Genomic DNA, 22,441 nt, shown 5'->3' with positions numbered 1-22,441 from the left:
ACTAGCTGAATGACTGTCGCTTTTCAATGTTCTGCTTCCGGAAAAAGGCATAAAGCAATATGTCTTTTCAAACAGGCGATTTGTTCGCTCATGTGGTATGATATTGATTGGATTCAAGAGGAGGGAATGAGATGGCGATCCGCTATCCGAATGGAAAAGAATATACGCAGCCCGCTCAATCGTCCCAGGCGAAGCAGCAGAACAAGAATCCTGTTTTTTCAAACCGCGGCATGACGCTTGAAGACGATATTAATGAAACGAATGCGTATTATTTAAGCCAAAATATGGCGGTCATTCACAAAAAACCTGTTCCCGTTCAAATTGTACGGGTTGACTATCCAGCCAGAAGCGCGGCTGTCATTAAGGAAGCTTATTTCAGGCAGGCTTCTACAACAGATTACAATGGGGTTTATAAAGGAAAGTATATTGATTTTGAAGCGAAAGAAACGAACAGTGAAACGTCGTTTCCGCTCAAAAACTTTCACGCCCACCAAATTGCCCACATGAAACAAGTGGACGAGCATGGCGGTATCGCTTTTGTAATTATCCGTTTTTCTAAAACGGACGAGCTCTTTTTTCTGCCGTTTCATGCATTGAATGCTTTCTGGGAACGTATGCATAACGGCGGCCGCAAGTCTATTACAAAAGCAGAGCTCACCAGCTGCAGTATGGAGCTGAAACTGGGCTTTTCTCCGCGCATTCCATTTTTGGATGCCGTGGAAGATGTATACTTTTAATATTGAAAGTGAGGAAAAGAGACACATGTCTGGCGAATACAAATCAAGAACTGAAAAGCGGAACCAGCAAAAGAAAAAGCCGGCCCGCGCACAACGAAAAGCAAAACCAGCCAAATCACCTTCGAACAAAAAACGTTCGATCTTCAAACGGGTTTTTCTCGGACTGCTTTTAGTTGCTTTACTCGTTTTGATCGGTGGTGCAGGACTGTTTGCTTATTACGTAAAAGATACACCGGAAATTGATGAATCACTTTTAAAAGATCCGATTTCGTCAAAAATTAATACGGATGACGGCAAACTGTTGACCAATGTTGGTGCAGAACGCCGTGAATATGTGAAATATGATGATATTCCTGCTTTGGTCCGCGATGCCTTTATTGCAACGGAAGACAGCCGCTTTTTTGACCATCACGGAATCGATCCGATGCGTCTTGCCGGTGCAGCAGTGAAAAATGTGACAAACGGCTTTGGCTCACAAGGGGCCAGTACGATTACCCAGCAGGTTGTTAAGATGTCTTTCTTGACAGCTGATAAAACATTAAAGCGGAAAGCCCAGGAAGCTTATCTTGCTTATAAACTGGAGCAAAAATACTCCAAAGAAGAAATTTTTGAAATGTATGTTAACAAAATTTATATGTCGGGTACTCCTGCGGTGATGGGTGTTAAAGCAGCTGCCGATTACTACTTCGGTAAAGATTTAGATGAACTGACCCTGCCGGAAGCAGCTTACCTTGCGGGGATGCCGCAAAGCCCGAATAATTACAATGCCTTTAAGCATCCGGAAAATGCGGAAAAGCGGAAAGACGTTGTTCTCTCTCTCATGAACCAGCATGACAAAATTACTGAATCCGAAATGAATGAAGCACAATCCGAAAACATTACTGATTTCCTTGTTGAGGAACCGGTAAACAAATCAGGTGTCGATAAAGAATATGACGCTTTTGTTGACCAGGTGATTGAGGAAGTAGAAGATATGGGCTATAACGCCTACACAGATGGGCTGACGATCGAAACAACGCTTGATAAAGAAGCGCAGGACTTTATGTATGAGCTGTTAAACAGCGATGAGTACATTGACTACCCGAGTGAGCTGTTCCAGGCCGGTATCGTTTTAACAGATACTGAAACCGGCGAGATTCGGGCGATTGGCGGAGGCCGCAACCAGGAAGTAGAGCGCGGCTTCAACTACGCGACCGATAACCGGACACAGCCAGGCTCAACGATTAAGCCTATTTTAGATTATGGCCCAGCGATCGAATATTTAAAATGGTCAACGTATGAACAAGTGGAAGACAGCCCGCTTCAATATACAAATGGCGGTTCCGTTGGAAATGCCGGCGGCTCTTACGCAGGTATGATGTCTATGCGTGATGCGCTTGCCCGTTCGAAAAACACACCGGCCGTCCGGACGTTCCAGGAAGTCGGTTTTGACGATGCTTATGAATTTGCCGGCAAGCTCGGCATCAATTTGAAAAATGAATTTGAATCCTATGCGATTGGCGGAATGGATGGCGAAGAAGGGATTTCGCCTCTGCAAATGGCCGGCGCTTATGCTGCATTTGGAAATGGCGGTATTTACAACAAACCGCATACGGTTAAACAAATTACACTCGCAGACGGCACAGTCGTCAAAAATGATATTAAATCCGAACCAGCTATGAGCGATTACACGGCTTATATGATTACGGATATGTTAGAAAGTGTTGTAGACTATGGAACCGGAACGGCAGCGAATATTCCTTCGCTTCATATGGCCGGTAAAACCGGAACAACGAACTACACGCAGGATGAGCGCGAAAAATACGATATTCCATCCAGCGCTTCTCCAGATTCATGGTTTGTCGGCTACACAACGAAATATACAGCGTCCGTTTGGACAGGTTATGAAAAACGCAATGAGTACTTGTCCAAGGACAGCCAGCAGATTGCAAAACAGCTGTTTAAAGAATTGATGACGAAAGTGTCCGAGGGTGTAGATACACCTGATTTTGAAAAACCAGACAGCGTCATTGAACTGCCAATTGTCAAAGGATCGAATCCAGCAGTTGTGGCAGGAAGCGGCGCTTCAGACAGCGATGTAACCTATGAATTATTTATCCGCGGCGAACAGCCGAAGCGTTCTGCTCCGAAAAAGGAAGAAGAACCGGAAGAAGATGAGCAGACAGAAGACGAAGAACAAACTGAAGAAGAGCCATCCAGCGGTGAGGTAACGGGCTTATCGGCGACCGCAGACGAGAGTGGAAATATGTCTGTTTCATGGTCCTACAGCGGTGAAGGGAGTCCATCCTTCAGCGTATCAAATGGATTGGAAACACAGTCGATTGGCGGCTTCTCAACCGTCTTTGGCGGCGGACAGCCGGGACAAACATACTCCATCACGGTCACAGCCATCGTGGACGGCCAAAGTGTTGATTCGGCTTCTACATCTGTAACCGTTCCTGGTGGTGAAACAACAGAACCGGAACCAACAGATCCTGAGCCAACAGATCCTGAGCCAACAGATCCTGAGCCAGCTCCAGCAGATCCAGCTCCAGCAGATCCAGCTCCAGCAGATCCAGCTCCGGCAGATCCGGCTCCGGCAGATCCGGCTCCGGCAGATCCGGCTCCAGCAGATCCAGCTCCGGCAGATCCGGCTCCAGCAGATCCTGAGCCTTCTACTCCACAGCCAAGCACGCCTGCTACAGGTAACAATGGAAATGGAAACGGCAATGGAAATGGAAACGGCAATGGGAACACGAATGGTAATACAAGTGGAAATACCGGCGGAACCGGCACAACGCAGGGCAATGGTTCAGCTGAACCAGCACCTGACGTTCAAACCGAAACACCATAAAAAAATCCCCGATGAGTTTAATCTCATCGGGGATTTTTTATTGCGTAAACAGCGGCGGCTTTTTTCAGCTCTGTCATCAGCTCGATCAGCTGGCGATAAGCCATGTATGTGTAAGGACGGTTATCAATATAAGTGAACCGCTCCAAAAAATTAATCGGCTTTACCGCAAAATCCGCTTGTTTTTCCTTCCAGAGCGCTGGGGCTGCCGGCTGTCCGTTTACCCAAAACAGCGCCATAAAAAACATGGCCAACAGCGCATCCACTTCTTCTTTTACATCTTTACTGCGTATACGCTGTTTTTCATCAAGTGCCTGTTCCATCTTTGCCCAGGCCGACTCAAGCAGCGGGAGACCACTTTTTTCACTTTCCCACGGTTTTTCTCCGCCCAATTCATATTTAAAATATGGATATATACAAACGGATTCGGGCAGTTCTGCTTCCCTTTCATTTGAAAAATACCGAAGCTCTTCAGGGATCCTTACTGTCATACACGCGTGCCTCCAAGCTTCATACGTTTTTTTCCTTCGCGGCATATATCAAGCAGCGGACATTCCGGACAGCGAGGTGCCTGCGCTTTACAATGATAGCGGCCGAAGAAAATCATTCGATGATGTGTATCCGACCATTCTTCCTTTGGAATTTTGCGCATAAGCGTGTTTTCCACTTCGGTTACATTGTCCTTCCAGCGGCAGAAACCGAGCCGCTTAGACACCCTCTCTACATGTGTATCAACCGCGATAGCGGGAACACCAAATGCAACAGAAGCCACGACATTGGCGGTTTTTCGGCCGACACCCGGCAGCTTAACAAGCCGATCCTGTGTGTCAGGGACAATACCGCTAAAATCCTCCAGCAGCATCCGCGACATTTTTTGAATGTTTTTCGCTTTGTTTCGGTACAATCCAATGGAGCGGATATCCTGCTCCAGCTCTTCAAGCGGAACCGCTAAATAATCTTCCGGCGTCTTATATTTCTCAAACAGCCCTTTGGTTACTTTGTTGACGAGCGCATCTGTACATTGCGCTGACAGTGCGACTGCTACGACCAGCTCAAACGGATTTTGATGATTTAATTCGCAGTGTGCGTCCGGAAACATTTCGGCAAATGTATCCAGGCAGCGGCGAATTTGGATTTTGTTCAGCATATTGATCGGTTCTCCTTACTGCTCCAGCCAGTTGTAAAACGGGACGGCATGCTCAGAACGGGAAATTTGTTCGGCTCCAGTTGGTTTACGAAACTTTTTCCCCTGCTCGCGCGCCTGCTCCACTGTTTTAATCCCTTGCTTTTTCCATTCAAATAAAATGCGGTCAATATAGCGGAAGTTCAATTTCATAGACAGAACTGCTTCTCTGAGCGCTGCTTTGATCACAGGCGGCTCATGGCCATCCTGGTCAATCCAGAGCGCCAATGTTTCACATTCAATGGAGGAAAGCGGCCGGCCGAATTCTTCTTCAAATAAACTGTACAAATCTTTTTCTTCAACCATAGCCTGCTGCACCGACTGGCCTCTCGCATCTGATTCAAAAATGGAAGCCAGCTTGTGCCAAAGAGGTTCCAGCGAATAAAACTCATAGCCGGTCTGGCTGCCCTGTTCGATCGCGACGACCTGCTTTTGAATCAGCTTTTTCACGCAGCCTGCACAGTCAGAAGACGACATCGACATACGGTTCGACAGCTCCTCAAAGCTCGGGAAAGTAATGCCTTTTTGCGCATATGCGTAAATATGCAGCAGCACCATCATTTCCTGCTCATTTAAGGACAGCCGCTTGTAGTTTTCCAACAGAACGTTCGGGATGCTTGTTGCACCCTGTTCCATCCAGCGAATCATCATTTCTTTTTCTTTCATGTTCATTCCACCTCGACCCTTTGCAATGCTTCATATTATACTAGGACACGGAAAAAAAGAAAAGCCGCCCGAATGGACCGCTTTTCTAATCGATATTACCCTTTTTGGTTTGATTTTACATAATCCGCAATGCGCTCAACTGCTTTTTCAAGCAATTCAAGTGATGTCGCGTAGGAAAGACGGATATTATCCGGTGTGCCAAAGCCGCTTCCTGGCACTACCGCCACATTTGCTTCTTCAAGCAGCGCTGTCACAAAGTCATCCACATTCGCATGGCCAGTCAGGGACGCTGCTTCTGTTACATTCGGGTACAAATAAAAAGCACCTTGCGGCTTTAAGCACGTAACCCCTGGAATTTCATTTAATTTCGCATGAATAATATTTAAGCGTTCTTCAAACGCTTTTTTCATCACTTCTACAGGCTCCTGCGTGCCTTTATAAGCTGCAATCGCACCGTATTGAGCTGTTGACGTCGGATTAGATGTTGAATGGCTCGCAAGGTCTGTCATCGCTTTGATCACTTGCGCATTACCGGCTGCATACCCGATGCGCCAGCCTGTCATGGAGTGAGATTTCGATACTCCGTTAATCACAATCGTCTGCTCTTTTAATTCAGGAGACAATTGGGCGATCGATACATGCTTGTTGTCGCCGTACACAAGCTTTTCGTAAATTTCATCAGATACGATCCAAATATTATGGCGGAGGGCCACTTCTCCTAACGCTTTCAGCTCATCCTCAGAATAAAGCATGCCTGTTGGGTTAGATGGAGAGTTGATAATCACAGCTTTTGTTTTTTCCGTGATAGCAGCTTCAAGCTGATCCGGTGTAATTTTAAAATCGTTGGATTCTTTTCCGTCAATATAAACCGGAACACCGTCTGCAAGCTTTACCTGCTCCGGATAACTTACCCAGTAAGGTGTCGGGATGATCACTTCATCGCCTTCGTTTAAAATCACCTGAAATAAGTTGTAAAGGGCGTGCTTCGCGCCTGTTGTGACAATAATTTCGTTTGCTTTATATGTAATGCCCTGATCCTGCTGGAATTTCTCCATAATCGCATTTTTTAATTCCGCTAAACCGCCAGCCGGTGTGTATTTCGTCTGGCCGTCTTTTAACGATTCATAGGCTGCTTCAATAATATGATCCGGTGTATTAAAGTCCGGCTCCCCCGCTCCAAGGCCAATCACGTCTTTACCCTGTGCTTTCAATTCCTTCGCTTTTGCTGTAATCGCCAAGGTTGTTGAAGGGGTTAATGCTTTTACGCGTTCTGCTAATTGTACATCCATGAATCCATTCTCCATTCTGTTAAATGTTTTCAACCTTTTTCCACCATGTACCATCTGTAAAAGACAAATAGTAATAATTCAAGCGGCCGTTTTTATTTTCAAACGTAAACAGCCAGACAGGGGTTTTGCCTTCTAAGCCAAGTGTCAGCGATAAAATGTCTGCATCGCCCGCTTCCTCCTTGAAGAGAGCGCGTGCTTCCTTTTCCGTTACATTGCCTTTGAGCGGCTGGACGATTGGATCGGACTTGCCGTTTTGCTGGAGCCAAACCGCCACATCTTTTCCGCTTTCATCCTTCCCTGTACCCGTATAATACGCTTTTGTGCCGTTATATACGTACACATCGTCGATTTGCGAAAGAGACGCTTTTTTCTGAAGCTGTTCTAAAGCAGCCTCTCTGGCTTTTTCATACGGTTTTTGTGCATTATTATACATTATTGCGACAATAATCGCAATTAGAAGCAAAGGAATTCCGATTATTAATAACCACTTTTTAAAATTTGTTCGCATATTCACCACATCTTCATTACGTTCGGTAAATTGTAAAAACAGCTTTTGTTTGATCTTCCGCATCCAATGCAAGGCCGAACATTAAGTTCTCCCGTTTCAGCGTCCGGTTCAACGTATCGACAAGCTTATACAAATCGCCGTTATTCTCTACTTTCACCATGGAAAGTACTTCGATCTTTGACTCCATTAAAATCCCTCCTGGCTCAAATTATAGCAGGAATAATAAGCCTTCATACAATTATTTTTCTCCTGGAATCCACTTTTCGATCAAGTCCATCGTGCCAGTGATATCGAGCTCTTTCGCTGGAACATCTGGAATCGATTGAAGAAACGCTTTTCCATAACGGCTTGATAGGACACGACGATCAAACAGGACTGCTACTCCCCGGTCTGATTCCGTGCGAATCAGCCTGCCAAATCCCTGTCTGAACCTAATAACAGCCTGCGGAAGCGAGTAGGCAGAAAATGCATTTTCCCCTTCCCGCTTCAGCTGCTCGTTTTTCGCCTCGACAAAAGGATCATCCGGCGGAGCAAATGGAAGACGCACGATAAACAGAACAGATAAATCCTCTCCCGGAATATCAATGCCTTCCCACAGAGCGCCGGTTCCAAGCAGAATTGATTTATCATACTGGCGAAAATTTTTAGCCAGACGTGTTACACTGCCGCCTGTGATGCCCTGTGCAAAAATCGCGTATTCGGCCAGCAGCTCTGTTTCCCGAATAAAATCATGTGTTCTCTTTAAAATATCAAACGAAGTAAACAGAACAAGCATGCGTCCGCCTGCTGTTTCTGCGGCCGCGATAATATAATCAGCCACGGCCTGCGCATATGTGTCCTGATCGGTTTCTTTCACATCCGGCACATCGTTTGGAATGACAATCCGGCAGTGGTTCGCATAATCAAACGGTGAAGGAATCACATGTTTCCGGTACGAAAAAGCTTCCAGACCCATTTCCCGTGCAAAGAATTGGAAAGACTGCTCAACTGTCAGCGTAGCGGAAGTAAAAAGGACGTGATGCCGTTCCAATAAATACGACTGAATAAGAGCACCCGGCTGAACGGGCTGTGTCCGCATGGTCAGCGTATTGGACAGTGAGCGTACATCGCCCTCGATCCACACTACTTCTTCTTCATCAGGACGAAACACGAGTTCAAACAGCTGTTGATTCCAGTTTCGGCACCGGTCTAAAAACAAAAGGGCATCATCCACATATAATTCATCCCGGGCGGAAAGCTGCTTGCGAATATCTTCAATTGGAAGGACTTTCTCTTCTGCCACTTCCACTAAACGGGACACCTTAGTGTATAAACGTTCAGCGCCATACTCGATTTGCTGCCAGCCGGCCATATTCCGGCTTTTTTCCGTGATAGCGAGCTGGCGCTTCGCATGGTTTGTGCGGGATGTCTGCCGTTCAAAAAAAGCAGAAACAACGCCAAGCCATTCTTCTGCCTCCGTTAAAACGGCGGATACAGCAGTCATTATTTTTTCCGACGGCCGCTCTGTAAGACGCTTTGATTCAATCCGATTTAAATGATACAGAAGCCGCCTTTCCTCCGTTGTACCGATTTTCCCCATAAAAAACTTTAAATCTGCTACTGAAAGCTCCCGGCCAAGCCGTTCTCTTGCCGCTCGTTCGAACCGGTGTGCTTCATCGATTAAAATAAAGCTCCCCGGCACCAAAATCGGCTTTGCCGCCTTCATATCGGCAATTAAAAAGGAATGGTTTGTAACAATAATATCTGCACTGGCCGCTACTTCCTTCGCATACCGGGCGAAGTCATGCTTTCTCCATGCCTGCTTTGCTTTATTCATATAATCGTCTGCCTGGCATACTTCTTTCCAAAATAGGGCGCCGCCTGAAGATAAATTTAATTCATCGCCGTCACCGGTTTCAGTTTCAAGCAGCCAGACAAGCATTTGCATTTTTGTGATAATCCGGTCATAATTCCGCTCTTTTTCACGCAGCGACCGAACAAAGCGGGACAGATCCAGATAATGGCGCTTTCCCTTTAGTACGGCAGCTTTCACATGAAAAGGCAGAAGAATTTCAAGCTTTGCAAGCTCCCGTTCAAGCAGCTGATGCTGCAGCAGAACCGTATAAGTGGATACAACAACCGGCCGGCCGCTTCGCCGGCTTTCATAAACAGCCGGCAGCAAATACGCCAGCGACTTGCCGGTCCCGGTTCCGGCTTCAATGACGGTATGCTCTTTGTTTTGAAAAAAGTGCTGCACCGCCTCCATCATTTCCATCTGGCCGGGACGTCTTTGCATGCCGGGAGCACCTGCAAGCAGCTCCCACTTTTCTTCCTCAGTTTGAGGAAACGAGATCGACTCGTCTGCTTTGCGTTTTTCCGGCTGTTTTTTTGTGCGCAGTGCAAGTCCCCGGTACACAGTCCATTCCTCTGGCAGCATTTCTACACGCTGCTTTTTTTCCGCTGCGATACGCGACAGCAGCAAATGAATATCACTTTTCAACCCCGTTGACAGCTTCAGCAATTGTTCAATTGTGACAAGCGGAAGCTCTTCCAGACGGTCGACAAGGTAAATAAACAATTCCGCTGTTGCACGGGCATCACTGTCCGCTCGATGCTTCTGCCCGTGGCTCAGACGAAATTGATCGGATAAATCCCCCAGTTTATAGCTGTCCGAGACAGGCAGGACAATTTTTGCAAGCTCTACTGTATCAATAAAAGAACCGGTAAAAGGCGGATAACCGGCCGCCTCCAGTTCGCTGTTTAAAAAAGGCAAGTCAAAAAAAACATTATGGGCCACAAAAACCGAATCGGCCAGCCATTCCCGAAAGCGCTCTGCTTCTTCCTGAAAAAAAGGAGCTTTCCGGACCGCTTCATCCTCAATTCCAGTCAGCTCCTGAATAAAAGGAGGAATCGGCATTTCCGGGTTTAAATATGTGCTGAACTGGCTTTCAATCCGGCCATTTTCAACTGCCACAAAAGCAGCCTGCATAATACGGCCGCCGCTTGCATAAGAGTGGCCCGTTGTTTCAAAATCTGCCACGGTAAATCGAATATCATTGATCACGGCAAACACACCTTTAAGTAAATTCTTTATCAGTTTACCATAAGAAGAGCAAAAGGTGCCTGCTTATGGGCATCAATTCAAACAAAAGCATCCGCCAGGCGTCTTTTCTTCAAAACAACGGAAGCTTGACGGACAAAAGTGCCAAATTTGATAAAAAAAAGACCGCTGGATAAACAGCGGTCTACATTCTTACATAATGGTAGAAGCCGGTTCTTGATGAAGCATGTCGGCAATCCGGTTATCAGCGTCCATAATCAGCACTTTTGGTTTGTGCTCTTTTACCTTTTCTTCCGCTACTAGAACATAAGAAATAATAATAACGGTATCACCGGGCTGAACAAGACGCGCCGCTGCACCGTTTAAACAAACGACGCCGCTGCCGCGCTCACCCGGAATAATATATGTTTCCAGACGTGCACCGTTATTATTGTTGACAATCTGCACTTTCTCATTCGGCAGCATGCCTGCTGCATCAAGCAGATCCTCATCGATCGTAATACTGCCGACATAGTTTAAATTGGCCTCGGTCACCGTTGCACGGTGGATTTTTCCGTTCATCATTGTGCGGTACATGGCGCACTTCCTTTCACTGGTAAAATCACATTATCAATTAAACGCGCCTGCTTGTACTGCATAGCTGCGGCCGCAATGATTGTTTCGTTGACCTTCTCAATCGGCTCAAGGGCAGGATAAGATAAAATCTCAAGGTAATTGATCACTGCTCCTGCCTCTTCTTCCAATACGTAACGCGCTTTTTGCTTTAAGGAAGCGACATCGGTTTCCCCCGCTTCAACGGACTGCTTGATCAGCCCAAGCGCTTTATAGATGGCTGGCGCTTTTTCCCGTTCTTCCGGAAGCAGGTATACATTCCGTGAACTTTTTGCGAGGCCGTCCGGCTCTCTCACAGTATCCACACCAATAATTTCGATTGGTACGTTGAGCGCATCCACTAAGCCATGAATCACAGCAAGCTGTTGGGCATCTTTTTTTCCGAAATAAGCACGGTCTGCTTCGGTTAAATGGAACAGCTTCATGACCACCGTTGCCACTCCGTCAAAATGGCCTTCTCGTGAAAGACCGCACAGCGCATTCGTCCGTTTATGAACGGTCAGCGTCACAGCCGGCTCTTCCGGATATATTTCTTCTACTGACGGCAGAAACAAAAGGTCTACCCCTGCTTCTCCTGCAAGCAGTGTATCCCGTTCTTCATCACGGGGATAACGCTCAAAATCTTCATTTGGCCCAAATTGAAGCGGGTTGACAAAAATAGACATCACCACAACGTCATTTTGGCTGCGTGCCTGTCGGACAAGCGTCAGGTGGCCTTCATGCAAAAAACCCATCGTAGGCACAAAACCAATGGACTGTCCGGCCGATTGAGCTGCCCGTATTTCTTTTTTTAAATCGGAGATCGTACGGACAATTTTCATGAATGGACGCCCCCGTACAAACGATCCAGCTCTTCTTCCTTCATCGTAAAGGTATGCTCTTCGGCTGGAAATGCGCCTGCTTTTACGTCCGCTACGTAAGAAGAAACAGCTTGTATGCCGTCTTGGTCAAAATCCGCATAACTTTTCACAAATTTTGCTGTCCGGTCCACTCCATAACGTGTGATGTCATGATACACAAGCACTTGCCCGTCGGTTTCCACACCCGCTCCAATGCCAATAACCGGAATGTGAAGCGCCTTTGCAACCGACTGCGCCACTTGATGCGGTACACATTCAAGCACCAGCATAAACGCTCCGGCCTGCTCCATCGCTTTTGCATCGGCCAACAGCTGCTGCGCGGCTTCAGCTGTTTTCCCCTGTACCTTATAGCCGCCGAGCACGCCAACAGACTGCGGTGTAAGCCCAAGATGTGCGCATACCGGCACTCCGGCTGCCGTTAATTCACGGACGCGGTCCACAACTTCGCCGGCCCCTTCAAGTTTAACGGCATCGGCACCTCCGGCCTGCATGATGGCACGGGCTGTATTTAACGTTTGTTCTTTGTTTACGTGGTAAGTCATAAACGGCATATCTGTTACGACAAATGTATTGCGGGCCCCCCGCTTAACAGCTTTTGTATGATGAACCATGTCTTCAATTGTCACGTAAACCGTAGATTCATACCCAAGCACGGTCATGCCGAGAGAATCACCAACTAAAATAATGTCTGAACCGCCTGCTTCCGCCTGCTTGGCTGATGGGTAGTCATACGCTGTAATCATCGCGATTTTTTCCTGACCGGCTTTCATCTTAATAAAATCTGCTGTTCGCTTCACGCTGTTTCCTCCTTTTGATCAGAGGAGACGAAACAATAAAAAAGGGTCCTTTTGCTGGAAAGAAGCAGAAGGACCCCGCTGTAAACGGAATAATGTTTCGACCCTCTGTCCCTGTCCATTCGGATCAAGGCAGTGTTTGTCTTGTCATAAAATACGTTTTACTTTCAGAACGCGGTGCAGTTCAATCATGATACCGCCCTTGTTCACGATTATTATAGCAGGCATCTCCTCATTTGACTACCGTTCAATTTCAATGTCCGCTGAGTAGATCGAGTGAATGATACCTTCTTCATCCTGCAGCTTTAATACGCCTTCTTCTGTAATCCCAATTGCCTTCCCTCGAATCGAGCCATTCACAGTTCGGGCTGTAATATGACGTCCAATCGAAACGGCAAACGATTCCCATTTTTCTTTGATCGAGGCAAACCCGTTTTCCACATACTCTTTATAGTGGATTTCCATATTTTTAAGGATAGCCTGTACAAGCTTAGCGCGGGAGATGGTTTCTCCTTTTTCAATGGCGAGTGAAGTAGCAATGCCTTCAAGCTCAGCCGGAAATGCCTGCTGGTTTACATTCATGCCAATCCCAATGATAATGGAACGGATACGGTCAGCATCCGCTTGAAGTTCTGTTAAAATACCGGTTATTTTTTTCCCGTTCATCAAAAGATCATTGGGCCACTTGATTTCCGGTGTGAGCCCGGTTACATCCTGAATAGCTTCTGCAACGGCCACAGCCGCAATCAACGTAAACTGCGGCGCTTTTACAGGCGGAAGGTTTGGCTTTAAGATAAGACTCAGCCAAATTCCTGTACCTTTAGGAGAATGCCACGCTCTGGTCATGCGGCCGCGCCCTGCTGTTTGCTCTTCCGCAATGACCAGCGTTCCTTCCTCTGATTCTTCCGCGATTTTATGTGCTTCTTTCTGCGTAGATTCTACTGTTTCTTTAAAAATAATTTGTTTACCGAGCTGGTCCGTTTGAAGGCCGATTAACAACTCATTTTCACTTACTTTATCAGGCTTCCCTGTAATACGGTAACCCTTGTTTCGTACTGCTTCAAGCTCAAAGCCTTCCTGCCGCAGTGATTCAATATGCTTCCAGACAGCGGTTCGCGAACAGCCAATGTAGTCTGCCAATGCCTGTCCGGATACAAACTCACCGTCTGCTTTTGAAAACACCTCGAGCAGCTTATGCTTTACAGAAGATTGCATGCATGCAGCCACCTTTCAATTTCCGTTCGCTCGTTTGGAACGTCGCGTGCAATGACAGCCCGCTCCGTTCGTTCGAGCACTTCTTTTATCCATGGACCCCTTGACTTGGACGCCCATTGGATCAAATCATTTCCTGTAATGGCGAGATCGTGACGGCTTTTTATCGGAAGCGATTCAAAACGGCTGGCTGCACTTCCGGCATCCAGCTCTTTTCCTCCGGTCAGTGCGTACCCTGCAGCCGCTGCGTCAACAGATGACTGGAGACCGCCTTGAAAAAGCTGCCAATCGGTAACGCCTTTCGCTAAAAACTGAATTAACGTTCGAACACTTCGGCTGATGCTTTTAATTCTTTTTTGCGGAAGCCGCCATTGTGTTAAAAATGGGACCGGATCTTCCTCTGCACACAAGTAAGCTGCCGCTGTCCAAACCTGATCTGCTGTCAGCCCTTCAATCGGAAGACCTGCCAATCGGGTAAGCGCGGGCTTTTGTCCATCCAGCCCCGGCAGAAATTGATAAAGTCCTGTTTCAATTAATACAGCCACCGCCTGGCGCTTATCGTAACCGCTAAACAGTTTATCCATTTCGTTCAGCTTCCGCTCAACGGCGATGTGACCGAGCAGCGGCGCATGCTCGGTCATCGCTTCCTTCGTATCGTCATCCAAACGAAAAGACAACTGACTAACGAACCGGGCAGCACGCATCATTCGGAGGGCATCCTCTGAAAAACGTTCGCCTGCACGGCCTACAGTCCGGATTTTTCTCGTTTGGATATCTTCTTTTCCGCCAAAGGGGTCAATCCATTCGCCATTTTTATTCATCGCCATTGCATTCATCGTAAAATCGCGGCGCTTTAAATCTTCATACAGGGAACGGACAAACCGGACCTCGTCTGGCCGCCTGAAATCGGTATATTCGGATTCAGTCCGAAATGTGGTCACTTCGAATCCAATACCATCATGCAAAACAAGGATTGTTCCATGATCAATACCGACGTCAACCGTATTCCTAAACACTGCTTTTACTTCAGCCGGCACTGCTGATGTGGCAATATCCACATCATGAACAGGGCGGCCCAGAAAAAGGTCCCGGACCGCTCCGCCGACAAAAAATGCTTCGAAGCCCGCTTCTTCCAGGCGTGCAATAACCGGCAGCGCCTGGCGAAAAAAAGGATGGTCAATCATAAGTGGCTTCCTCCAGCAAGCTGTAATAAATACGTTCATATTGCTTTACAATATCAGATGAATGAAACTGCTCCTGAACGGTTTTTATTGACCGCTGCTTCATTCGTTCATATAAGGCTTCATTTGTCAGCAATTCAATCGCTGCCCCGCTGATCGCTTCGATGTCACCAATGGGACGGACAAAGCCGTTTTCACCGTCCTCAATCACTTCCGGAATGCCGCCTGCATTAGTTCCAATACACGGCACGCCGCATGCCATCGCCTCAAGAGCGACGAGTCCAAAGCTTTCTTTCTCTGACAGAAGAAGCTTCACATCGCTGATCGTGTATAATTCCGCTAAATTGTTTTGCTTTCCAAGATAAAGCACTTGTCCTTCAAGTCCAAGTGATTCGGCCAGCCGGCAGACAACCGTCATCTCCGGCCCATCTCCAACAAGGAGAAGCTTTGCGGGCATTTGCTCAGCAATGTTGGCAAATACTTTTATTACATCTGTGACCCGTTTGACGGCGCGGAAATTCGATACATGAATCACCACTTTTTCCTCATCTTTGATGCCAAACTCTTTCCTTAAATGGCGGGCCGTCTCAACGGGGCGGTATACACGCTCATCAATAAAGTTGTACACGGTTTCAATATGCTTATCCGGCGCGATCATCTCTTTTGTCTGCTTTACAAGCGAGTGAGAAACAGCTGTGACCGCATCCGATTGTTCAATACCGAATTTAATGGCTGGTGCCAGTGCCGAATCTGTGCCAAGCACCGTAATATCCGTTCCATGCAGCGTGGTCACGATTTTTACATTCGACTTGGCCATCTGCTTGCCTAGAATAGCGCAAACTGCGTGCGGGATTGCATAATGAACGTGTAAAATATCAAGCTTTTCACGCTCAATCACCTCAGCCATTTTGCTTGCGAGGGCAATATCATAAGGCGGGTACTGAAAAACCGAATATTGATTGACTTCCACTTGATGAAAAAAGATATTTGGGTATACCCGATTAAGCCGAAACGGAACAGCCGATGTAATAAAATGAATGGTATGCCCCTGCTCAGCCAGAAGCTTGCCAAGCTCCGTTGCCACGACGCCTGACCCGCCCACAGATGGATAGCATGTAATACCAATGTTTAATCCCATATTTTTCTCCTGCCGATCATTCACTCTGTTCTTCAATAATACCATCAATCAATACGCGTGCTGTTCCAAGGTTTGTTGCAAGCGGAACAGAATATACATCACAAAGACGGACAAGCGCGGTTACGTCCGGCTCATGCGGCTGTGCCGTAAGCGGATCCCGGAAGAAAAAAACAAAATCCATTTCTCCCCGTGCGATACGGGCGCCGATTTCCTGGTCTCCTCCAAGCGGCCCGGATTGAAACCGGTGGACATCAAGTCCTGTTTTTTCCATTACCCGCGTGCCGGTAGTGCCCGTTGCAAAAAGCGTGTGGGCACCAAACACATCTTTATGAAGGTCTACAAATTCGATCAAGTCGTCTTTTTTCTTATCATGTGCAATCAGTGCAATATTCATTAGAATCCCCCATTAATCCAAGATATTTTCGAGACCATACACCAATGTTTTTGTTTTCATGACCGTTTCCACACATACTTTTACGCCAGACATAAAGGATGCCCGGTTGTAAGAGTCATGACGGATTGTTAAGGACTCGCCGTCTGCACCAAACAGCACCTGCTGATGTGCAATTAAGCCCGGCAGGCGGACACTATGAATATGCATGCCGTCCATTTCGGCACCGCGTGCGCCTGGAATCGTTTCTTTTTCTTCTGGATGCCCCTGGCGTTTCGGTTCACGCACTTCGCTGATCATTTGCGCTGTTTTCACGGCTGTACCAGACGGTGCATCAAGCTTTTTATCGTGGTGAAGCTCGATGATTTCTACGTCGCTAAAGTACTTCGCTGCCATCTGGGAAAACTTCATCATCAAAACGGCGCCAATGGCAAAGTTAGGGGCAATAATGCATCCAAGCTCTTTTGATGCAGAAAGCTCTTTTAGTTCCTCCAGCTGTTCATCGGTAAAGCCTGTTGTTCCTACCACTGGACGAATACCGTGCTCAAGTGCTGTTTTTGTATGTACATAGCCGAATTCAGGTGTTGTTAAATCAATCAATACATCGGCTTGATGCTCCGAGAAGCAATCTTTTGCGTCTGTATAAATCGGTGCTTTCGAGCCGGAAAACCCGATATCCTCCAGTGTTTCCCCAGCATGTTTTCGGTCCAGGGCTGCCACCAATTCAAATTCTGGTGTATTCATCACCATTTTAACTGCTTCCATTCCCATGCGGCCGCGCGGGCCCGCGATAATAACACGAATACTGCTCATTTTCACTTATCCTCCTCAATTTTGGTCCAGCGGTCTTTGTCTCTTGTCTGGAATTTGTGCATGACCTGGTCGTGTGCGGTCTGCAAATCAATCTCGAGCGAATTTGCCAGACAAATGGCTACAAACAAAACATCCCCGAGTTCTTCCTCGATCGTTTTCTCTTCTTCGGATGTTTTCTTTGGCTTCTCTCCGTAGTAATGGTTGACTTCCCGGGCTAGCTCGCCCATTTCTTCTGTCAGTCGGGCCATCATAGCAAGCGGACTAAAGTAGCCCTCTTTAAACTGGCCGATATAGACGTCTACTTCTTTTTGCATATCACGCATCGATTTATCCATTTTTTTCACCACTTTCTTTCTTTTATATGTTACATATTATATAGAGGAGGTGCAATTTTTTCTTATTATTCATCACAATAAAAAGGAGAACGTATATGAAACCCGGCATTAAATCCAAAAATGTATTTTTTATTTTGGTTGGCTCAGCTATTTTTTCATTTGGGCTTGTCCATTTTAACATGCAGAACAATTTAGCGGAGGGCGGTTTTACGGGCATTACCCTGCTATTATACAATTTATTTGAAATTGATCCTTCCTACTCGAATATACTCCTTAACATTCCCATTTTTTTGATTGGATGGAAACTGCTCGGCCGCGTCTCTTTTTATTATACGCTGATTGGCACCTTCAGCGTTTCCTTCTTTTTATGGATCTTTCAAAACTGGCAATTTCACATTCCGCTTCGGGATGACCTGTTTCTTGCCGCGCTGTTTGCGGGGGTTTTTATCGGCGCGGGCCTTGGGATTACGTTTCGGTACGGAGGCACAACAGGAGGCGTCGATATTATTGCGCGGCTTGTACATAAATATTGGCAGGTAAGCATGGGCAAAACCATGTTTTTATTCGACGCGGTCGTGATCACGGCTTCTTTTTTAACATACATCAATTACCGGGAAGCGATGTATACGCTCGTTGCTGTTTTTGTCGCAGCACGTGTCATTGACTTTATGCAGGAAGGAGCATACGCGGCGCGCGGCGCGATGATTATCTCTTCTGCTCATGAGGAAATTGCGGACGAAATTAACAAACGAATGGATCGCGGAGTGACGATTTTAAAAGGATATGGCTCTTTCACAAAGCAGGAACGCGATGTTTTATACTGCGTGGTGGGCCGAAATGAGATCGTCCGGCTGAAGAATATTATTCATGCGGTGGATCCGCACGCATTTGTTTCGGTGACAGTTGTGCATGATGTGTTCGGAGAAGGCTTTACTCTTGATGAAAACAAACAGCCGATTGAACGTTAAAAAGCACCGGGAAATTCCCGGTGCTTCAGGCTGCTTTCTTACTTTGTCTACACTCTCAAAGCACCGGAAAATTCCGGTGCTTTTTTTATTAATCGTCGCTTTGAGCCATTCCCGTATACATGAGTACGAGGCGAAGCAGCTCTAAAACGGCTACAGCAGCCGCTGCTACATAAGTCATGGCAGCCGCATTTAACACTTTGCGCGCCTGGCGTTCCTCATTGTTGCGGATAATGCCGGAAGCAACAATTTGGTCCATGGCCCGGTTTGATGCATTAAACTCTACCGGCAGTGTGATAACTTGAAATAGAACACCAGCAGCCATTAAAATAATCCCAAGCAGGAGCATATTCGTAGCGCTGGCAAAAATGCCAATCATAATGAAAATCCATGACATATTTGAGCTGAAATTCGCAATTGGAACAAGAGCGTGGCGGAAGCGAAGAAATGCATAGCCGACTTTGTCCTGAATAGCGTGTCCCACCTCATGAGCCGCGACAGCCGCTCCGGCAATGGAATGACCGTGAAAGTTATTCGGTGACAGGTTCACTGTTTTCGTAATCGGATTGTAATGGTCACTTAAAAACCCGCGTGATTCCACTACTTTTACATGCTGCAGACCATTATCGTCCAAAATGCGGCGTGCTGCTTCTGCACCAGTAATTCCCGTTGAAACGGCTACTTTTGAATACTTATTATACGTGCTTTTCACCTTAAATTGCGCCCAAAGCGGCAGCAAAATCAACAGGATAAAATAAATGATCCAAATCATCTAACTCCCTCTACCTCCGTTATGTTGTCGTATTTTGTCTTATCTTTATTTTAACGATTTATACCCCCGGGCGTCAAAGATTATGCTTGTTTTTCCGTTCTTCATTCATACCTTTGTACTTTTTTCTGCCTGTGTATATGAGCGCTGCCATGATAACCCCGCTCGTGAGCGCAGTAACGTGAATCAAGTCTTCTTTTTTCTCAGGATTCGTTTCTTCTGCTCCGCTGACTGGTACAAATATGAGAAGGAAACTCCAGATAAATGCGATAACTTTGTCCATTCTCCATCCCCCCGCCCATCTGCTTTTTTCAGTATATGCGCGGAGATGAAGGAATGATGCCGTTTCTCACCACATTAATCGCTTTGAACGTACACACACCCACCATGTGATGAAAATAGAGAGCAGACTGAGCCAAAATGTAAAATAACCAATTTCTTGAATGTATAAATCAAGCTGTGAATACACAGGATACTGCATAAAAACATAATCAATCATTTCGTTATGAACAGTCCATACCGCAGCCACAATCAGGTGAATCAGCTGGACCCGAAAAAATGGTGCATACAACAGCCCCTGGACAGCCATGCCCAAATGTGAGGCAACCAGCATCCAGCCAAGCCAGGAGAGATCTCCTGTAACAAAGAGCGTCAGCCCATTCATCACAACGGCCCATATTCCGTATTTAAATAAGGTCATAACAGCGAGCGCCTGCATAAGCCCCCAGTTCCGGCCAATCAAAAGGCCGAATAAGGCGATTGTAAAAAACAAGCTCGCGGTCGGACTGTCAGGCACGAACGGAAGAAAAACAGGATCTGTCTGCTCTAACTGAGGCATGTACCATATGTATCCATAAATCGTTCCAAGTAAATTAATGATAAAAAGCACCCACATAAATGAGCGGTTTGATAAAAGAAAAAACAGCATGTATTGCCTCCATGGAAAAAAAGGACTGCCCATCGAGCCGGACAGTCCCGTTCATTTGGTTTTATTTTGCTTCTAGTGTAGAAATAAATTCAGACAGCTTCTTTAAGTCTTCTTCATTTCCTTTATACATTCCCGGCGGCATGGAACCTTTCCCGTTTTTCGCGATATCGGCGACTTCTTCCGCCGTCAGCCCGGTACCGACAAGAGACGGTGCGGCCGACCCTCCTGACAATGTATCACCATGACAGTTGATACAGCCATTTTCCTGATAAATTTTAAACCCATCAGAGTTTGTGTCGATAGCGGCTTCTTCTACAATCGCCCCCTGCGCTTCCCTTGCTTTCCAGTCTACTGCATTTACAGCTTCCCAGGTTAGGAAAATGACCGCAGCGAGAGAGAGAAGCATAAAGCCGGTTGCAAACGGGCGATCAATGGGCCGGCGCTTTGGACCACGATCAATAAATGGTGCCAGCATAAGCCCGCCAAAGGCAAGACCTGGAATAACAAAAGCACCAATAATGTTATAAGGTCCGGATGCGTACGAGTATTTTAAAAGCTGGTATAAAAACAAGAAGTACCAGTCTGGCAGCGGCAGATAGCCGGTATCTGTCGGATCTGCCACACGCTCAAGCGGTGATGGGTGAGCAATGGTCAAGCATAAATAGCCTATTAAAAACACCGAACCGACCATCCATTCTTTCAAAAGGAAGTTCGGCCAGAAAGCCTCGGTTTTTCCTGGATATTCTGAATAATCTTTCGGAATATTCGGTTTTCGCTCAGCAGGAACCCGCGAGTCTCCGACAAACTTCATTCCTTTTCCACGATGCATTGCGTTCCCCTCCTTTGAATTGGACTGAAATGGGCAAGGCCGATTTTATAATGGACCGGAAATCCCCTGCTTGCGGATCATGATAAAGTGGGCACCCATTAAGCCAAGCAAAGCAGCCGGCAGGAAAAAGACATGAATAGCAAAAAAGCGTGTGAGTGTTTGTGCACCGACAATATCGGGGTGGCCGGCAAGCAGCACTTTTAATTCATGGCCGATCAGCGGCGTGGATGCGGCAATTTCAATACCTACCTTGGTAGCAAAAAGTGCTTTCATATCCCAAGGCAGCAAATATCCCGTAAAACCGAGACCCAGCATCACAAAGAAAATTAAAACACCGACAATCCAGTTTAACTCACGCGGTTTTTTGTAAGCTCCCTGGAAGAAAACACGCAGTGTATGTAAAAACATCATGACAATAACAAGACTTGCACCCCAGTGATGCATACCGCGTACAATAACGCCAAAAGCGACTTCATTTTGAAGATAGTAAACTGATTCCCATGCATTTTTAATATCTGGCACATAGTACATGGTTAAAAACATTCCGGACAGAATTTGGATGACGGTAACAAAAAACGTCAAGCCTCCAAAGCAGTAAACAAATGCTGAGAAGTGATGAGCCGGATTCACGTGCTCAGGTACTTCATGGTCTGCAATATCGCGCCACATCGGCGTAATATCAAGACGTTCATCCACCCAGTCATAAATTTTATTGAGCATAGTGTACGCCTCCCTACACGATATTGTTTGCCTGTGGTTTGCCAAGCTGAAGGAGCCCGTCTTTTTCCGCAGTCGGATAGACATCAAGCGGTCTCAACGGCGGTGTATTCGGAACATTTTTTCCGTTTTTTTCATACATGCCGTTATGGCAAGGACAGAAAAACTTGTCTTTGTGACCGCTTCCTTCCCAGCTTACCGTGCAGCCAAGATGCTTGCATATTGGAGACAATGCAACAACCTCGTTTTTATCGTTTTTGTAAACCCAGGCCGTACTTGTGACTTCCGATGTATACCATGCGTCAGTCTGCTCATAAGAAAAGTCAACGCGTACCGGTACATCTGTTAAATCAGCTACCTTTTGTTGTGTAGGATGAAAATCGCCGGCCGCTTCCCCTTTAAGCACCGGATCAACCGCAAAACGAACCATCGGCATGAGCATACCTGCCGCCATGAAACCGCCTACACCAGTGAGAGTGTAATTCAGAAACTGACGTCTTGATACAGGTTGTTTCCCCATACTTTCCCTCCCCCTTATACACTTTGCGTCGCCCGTTGTGGACTAATATATGAACATAAATATAAACTAGGACATTATTATGATAATCTATACCGGATAGCAGGTCAATAACCTCGGGATGAAA

25 protein-coding genes are annotated in these 22,441 nt (G+C 46.5%); 3 read left to right on the top strand and 22 right to left on the bottom strand.

The genetic code is table 11. From position 1 onward, the window contains the following. The first annotated feature begins 131 nt into the window (after positions 1 to 131). Together recU and RIN81_RS04395 are read left to right on the top strand one after the other, a co-directional pair. Positions 132 to 737, top strand: coding sequence for a Holliday junction resolvase RecU (recU, locus tag RIN81_RS04400; RefSeq protein ID WP_309087775.1), 606 nt, complete (start codon positions 132 to 134; stop codon positions 735 to 737). Between the two features lie 25 nt (positions 738 to 762). Next, entirely contained in the window at positions 763 to 3,570 is a 2,808-nt protein-coding gene (locus tag RIN81_RS04395; protein ID WP_309087773.1) for a transglycosylase domain-containing protein, read from the top strand. 23 nt (positions 3,571 to 3,593) lie between these two features. Here the strand turns inward: RIN81_RS04395 and RIN81_RS04390 are convergent, their stop codons facing one another. The 16 genes from RIN81_RS04390 to RIN81_RS04315 all read right to left on the bottom strand — a co-directional run bounded on the left by RIN81_RS04390 (position 3,594) and on the right by RIN81_RS04315 (position 17,589). Further along, positions 3,594 to 4,058, bottom strand: a complete 465-nt coding sequence (locus RIN81_RS04390; RefSeq protein WP_309087771.1) for a YpoC family protein — start codon at positions 4,056 to 4,058, stop codon at positions 3,594 to 3,596. Continuing rightward, the gene (gene nth / locus RIN81_RS04385; RefSeq protein ID WP_309087769.1) at positions 4,055 to 4,714 is read right to left on the bottom strand and encodes an endonuclease III; all 660 of its coding nucleotides are present in this window, start codon (positions 4,712 to 4,714) and stop codon (positions 4,055 to 4,057) included. Before nth ends, RIN81_RS04390 begins: the two co-directional genes overlap by 4 nt. Positions 4,715 to 4,729: 15 nt before the next feature. After that, positions 4,730 to 5,416, bottom strand: coding sequence for a DnaD domain-containing protein (locus RIN81_RS04380; RefSeq protein WP_309087766.1), 687 nt, complete (start codon positions 5,414 to 5,416; stop codon positions 4,730 to 4,732). A gap of 95 nt (positions 5,417 to 5,511) precedes the next feature. Then, the gene (locus RIN81_RS04375; protein ID WP_309087764.1) at positions 5,512 to 6,705 is read right to left on the bottom strand and encodes a pyridoxal phosphate-dependent aminotransferase; all 1,194 of its coding nucleotides are present in this window, start codon (positions 6,703 to 6,705) and stop codon (positions 5,512 to 5,514) included. Between the two features lie 19 nt (positions 6,706 to 6,724). Beyond that, positions 6,725 to 7,213: a cell wall elongation regulator TseB-like domain-containing protein gene (locus RIN81_RS04370; RefSeq protein WP_309087762.1), complete on the bottom strand. Its 489-nt coding sequence runs from the start codon at positions 7,211 to 7,213 to the stop codon at positions 6,725 to 6,727. A gap of 16 nt (positions 7,214 to 7,229) precedes the next feature. After that, positions 7,230 to 7,400, bottom strand: a complete 171-nt coding sequence (locus RIN81_RS04365) for a YpmA family protein (RefSeq protein WP_309087760.1) — start codon at positions 7,398 to 7,400, stop codon at positions 7,230 to 7,232. A 51-nt stretch (positions 7,401 to 7,451) separates the two neighbouring features. Further along, on the bottom strand, positions 7,452 to 10,256 hold the full coding sequence (dinG, locus tag RIN81_RS04360; RefSeq protein WP_309087758.1) for an ATP-dependent DNA helicase DinG: 2,805 nt from the start codon (positions 10,254 to 10,256) through the stop codon (positions 7,452 to 7,454). 189 nt (positions 10,257 to 10,445) lie between these two features. Continuing rightward, positions 10,446 to 10,829: an aspartate 1-decarboxylase gene (gene panD, locus RIN81_RS04355; RefSeq protein ID WP_242233633.1), complete on the bottom strand. Its 384-nt coding sequence runs from the start codon at positions 10,827 to 10,829 to the stop codon at positions 10,446 to 10,448. Further along, positions 10,814 to 11,686 (bottom strand): pantoate--beta-alanine ligase, encoded by an 873-nt coding sequence (gene panC, locus RIN81_RS04350; protein WP_309087756.1) that lies wholly within the window; start codon positions 11,684 to 11,686, stop codon positions 10,814 to 10,816. The genes panD and panC overlap by 16 nt, the downstream gene beginning before the upstream one ends. Continuing rightward, positions 11,683 to 12,522 carry a 3-methyl-2-oxobutanoate hydroxymethyltransferase gene (gene panB, locus RIN81_RS04345; RefSeq protein WP_309087754.1) on the bottom strand — a complete coding sequence of 280 codons (840 nt, stop codon included), beginning with the start codon at positions 12,520 to 12,522 and terminating at the stop codon, positions 11,683 to 11,685. Before panB ends, panC begins: the two co-directional genes overlap by 4 nt. A gap of 237 nt (positions 12,523 to 12,759) precedes the next feature. Then, complete coding sequence (locus RIN81_RS04340; protein WP_309087752.1) at positions 12,760 to 13,734, bottom strand: biotin--[acetyl-CoA-carboxylase] ligase; 975 nt, start codon at positions 13,732 to 13,734, stop codon at positions 12,760 to 12,762. Next, positions 13,719 to 14,915 (bottom strand): CCA tRNA nucleotidyltransferase, encoded by a 1,197-nt coding sequence (locus RIN81_RS04335; RefSeq protein ID WP_309087750.1) that lies wholly within the window; start codon positions 14,913 to 14,915, stop codon positions 13,719 to 13,721. The genes RIN81_RS04340 and RIN81_RS04335 overlap by 16 nt, the downstream gene beginning before the upstream one ends. Beyond that, positions 14,908 to 16,050, bottom strand: coding sequence for an N-acetyl-alpha-D-glucosaminyl L-malate synthase BshA (gene bshA, locus RIN81_RS04330; protein WP_309087748.1), 1,143 nt, complete (start codon positions 16,048 to 16,050; stop codon positions 14,908 to 14,910). The genes RIN81_RS04335 and bshA overlap by 8 nt, the downstream gene beginning before the upstream one ends. A gap of 16 nt (positions 16,051 to 16,066) precedes the next feature. Continuing rightward, complete coding sequence (locus RIN81_RS04325; RefSeq protein WP_251270906.1) at positions 16,067 to 16,444, bottom strand: methylglyoxal synthase; 378 nt, start codon at positions 16,442 to 16,444, stop codon at positions 16,067 to 16,069. A 12-nt stretch (positions 16,445 to 16,456) separates the two neighbouring features. Further along, positions 16,457 to 17,254, bottom strand: coding sequence for a 4-hydroxy-tetrahydrodipicolinate reductase (dapB, locus tag RIN81_RS04320; RefSeq protein WP_309087746.1), 798 nt, complete (start codon positions 17,252 to 17,254; stop codon positions 16,457 to 16,459). A gap of 2 nt (positions 17,255 to 17,256) precedes the next feature. Next, a complete protein-coding gene (locus RIN81_RS04315; RefSeq protein WP_309087744.1) occupies positions 17,257 to 17,589 on the bottom strand; it encodes a nucleotide pyrophosphohydrolase in 333 nt (110 codons plus the stop codon). A gap of 95 nt (positions 17,590 to 17,684) precedes the next feature. Between RIN81_RS04315 and RIN81_RS04310 the strand changes: the two genes are divergently transcribed. After that, complete coding sequence (locus RIN81_RS04310) at positions 17,685 to 18,557, top strand: YitT family protein (RefSeq protein WP_309087742.1); 873 nt, start codon at positions 17,685 to 17,687, stop codon at positions 18,555 to 18,557. 88 nt (positions 18,558 to 18,645) lie between these two features. Here RIN81_RS04310 and RIN81_RS04305 read toward each other — a convergent pair whose 3' ends face one another. From RIN81_RS04305 to RIN81_RS04280, 6 genes are all read right to left on the bottom strand, one after another. Then, positions 18,646 to 19,326, bottom strand: a complete 681-nt coding sequence (locus RIN81_RS04305) for a zinc metallopeptidase (RefSeq protein WP_309087741.1) — start codon at positions 19,324 to 19,326, stop codon at positions 18,646 to 18,648. A 73-nt stretch (positions 19,327 to 19,399) separates the two neighbouring features. After that, positions 19,400 to 19,606, bottom strand: a complete 207-nt coding sequence (locus tag RIN81_RS04300) for a hypothetical protein (RefSeq protein ID WP_309087739.1) — start codon at positions 19,604 to 19,606, stop codon at positions 19,400 to 19,402. A gap of 66 nt (positions 19,607 to 19,672) precedes the next feature. Further along, entirely contained in the window at positions 19,673 to 20,251 is a 579-nt protein-coding gene (gene lhaT, locus RIN81_RS04295) for a lipoprotein heptaprenylglyceryl N-acetyltransferase LhaT (RefSeq protein ID WP_309087737.1), read from the bottom strand. A 61-nt stretch (positions 20,252 to 20,312) separates the two neighbouring features. Next, positions 20,313 to 21,080 carry a menaquinol-cytochrome c reductase cytochrome b/c subunit gene (locus RIN81_RS04290; protein WP_309087735.1) on the bottom strand — a complete coding sequence of 256 codons (768 nt, stop codon included), beginning with the start codon at positions 21,078 to 21,080 and terminating at the stop codon, positions 20,313 to 20,315. Between the two features lie 45 nt (positions 21,081 to 21,125). Then, positions 21,126 to 21,800 (bottom strand): menaquinol-cytochrome c reductase cytochrome b subunit, encoded by a 675-nt coding sequence (gene qcrB, locus RIN81_RS04285; RefSeq protein ID WP_046173709.1) that lies wholly within the window; start codon positions 21,798 to 21,800, stop codon positions 21,126 to 21,128. A 13-nt stretch (positions 21,801 to 21,813) separates the two neighbouring features. Further along, positions 21,814 to 22,317: a Rieske (2Fe-2S) protein gene (locus RIN81_RS04280; RefSeq protein ID WP_251270913.1), complete on the bottom strand. Its 504-nt coding sequence runs from the start codon at positions 22,315 to 22,317 to the stop codon at positions 21,814 to 21,816. Between the last annotated feature and the right edge of the window lie 124 nt (positions 22,318 to 22,441).

Source organism: Domibacillus sp. (assembly GCF_031181085.1).
In the GTDB taxonomy this organism is placed as follows: domain Bacteria; phylum Bacillota; class Bacilli; order Bacillales; family Domibacillaceae; genus Domibacillus.
The sequence above is the reverse complement of the archived record's forward strand: the minus strand, read 5'-3'. Positions and strand labels throughout refer to the sequence as shown.

Excerpts from the sequence above, each read along its gene's own strand:
- panD (WP_242233633.1), bottom strand. The coding sequence starts at position 10,829 with ATGTACCGCACAATGATGAACGGAAAAATCCACCGTGCAACGGTGACC.
- recU (WP_309087775.1), top strand. The coding sequence starts at position 132 with ATGGCGATCCGCTATCCGAATGGAAAAGAATATACGCAGCCCGCTCAA.
- RIN81_RS04310 (WP_309087742.1), top strand. The coding sequence starts at position 17,685 with ATGAAACCCGGCATTAAATCCAAAAATGTATTTTTTATTTTGGTTGGC.
- RIN81_RS04325 (WP_251270906.1), bottom strand. The coding sequence starts at position 16,444 with ATGAATATTGCACTGATTGCACATGATAAGAAAAAAGACGACTTGATC.
- RIN81_RS04300 (WP_309087739.1), bottom strand. The coding sequence starts at position 19,606 with ATGGACAAAGTTATCGCATTTATCTGGAGTTTCCTTCTCATATTTGTA.
- RIN81_RS04390 (WP_309087771.1), bottom strand. The coding sequence starts at position 4,058 with ATGACAGTAAGGATCCCTGAAGAGCTTCGGTATTTTTCAAATGAAAGG.
- lhaT (WP_309087737.1), bottom strand. The coding sequence starts at position 20,251 with ATGCTGTTTTTTCTTTTATCAAACCGCTCATTTATGTGGGTGCTTTTT.
- RIN81_RS04375 (WP_309087764.1), bottom strand. The coding sequence starts at position 6,705 with ATGGATGTACAATTAGCAGAACGCGTAAAAGCATTAACCCCTTCAACA.
- RIN81_RS04370 (WP_309087762.1), bottom strand. The coding sequence starts at position 7,213 with ATGCGAACAAATTTTAAAAAGTGGTTATTAATAATCGGAATTCCTTTG.
- bshA (WP_309087748.1), bottom strand. The coding sequence starts at position 16,050 with ATGGGATTAAACATTGGTATTACATGCTATCCATCTGTGGGCGGGTCA.
- RIN81_RS04290 (WP_309087735.1), bottom strand. The coding sequence starts at position 21,080 with ATGCATCGTGGAAAAGGAATGAAGTTTGTCGGAGACTCGCGGGTTCCT.
- RIN81_RS04315 (WP_309087744.1), bottom strand. The coding sequence starts at position 17,589 with ATGGATAAATCGATGCGTGATATGCAAAAAGAAGTAGACGTCTATATC.
- panC (WP_309087756.1), bottom strand. The coding sequence starts at position 11,686 with ATGAAAATTGTCCGTACGATCTCCGATTTAAAAAAAGAAATACGGGCA.
- RIN81_RS04335 (WP_309087750.1), bottom strand. The coding sequence starts at position 14,915 with ATGATTGACCATCCTTTTTTTCGCCAGGCGCTGCCGGTTATTGCACGC.
- RIN81_RS04305 (WP_309087741.1), bottom strand. The coding sequence starts at position 19,326 with ATGATTTGGATCATTTATTTTATCCTGTTGATTTTGCTGCCGCTTTGG.
- qcrB (WP_046173709.1), bottom strand. The coding sequence starts at position 21,800 with ATGCTCAATAAAATTTATGACTGGGTGGATGAACGTCTTGATATTACG.
- RIN81_RS04280 (WP_251270913.1), bottom strand. The coding sequence starts at position 22,317 with ATGGGGAAACAACCTGTATCAAGACGTCAGTTTCTGAATTACACTCTC.
- RIN81_RS04365 (WP_309087760.1), bottom strand. The coding sequence starts at position 7,400 with ATGGAGTCAAAGATCGAAGTACTTTCCATGGTGAAAGTAGAGAATAAC.
- RIN81_RS04340 (WP_309087752.1), bottom strand. The coding sequence starts at position 13,734 with ATGCAATCTTCTGTAAAGCATAAGCTGCTCGAGGTGTTTTCAAAAGCA.
- nth (WP_309087769.1), bottom strand. The coding sequence starts at position 4,714 with ATGCTGAACAAAATCCAAATTCGCCGCTGCCTGGATACATTTGCCGAA.
- RIN81_RS04395 (WP_309087773.1), top strand. The coding sequence starts at position 763 with ATGTCTGGCGAATACAAATCAAGAACTGAAAAGCGGAACCAGCAAAAG.
- RIN81_RS04380 (WP_309087766.1), bottom strand. The coding sequence starts at position 5,416 with ATGAAAGAAAAAGAAATGATGATTCGCTGGATGGAACAGGGTGCAACA.
- dapB (WP_309087746.1), bottom strand. The coding sequence starts at position 17,254 with ATGAGCAGTATTCGTGTTATTATCGCGGGCCCGCGCGGCCGCATGGGA.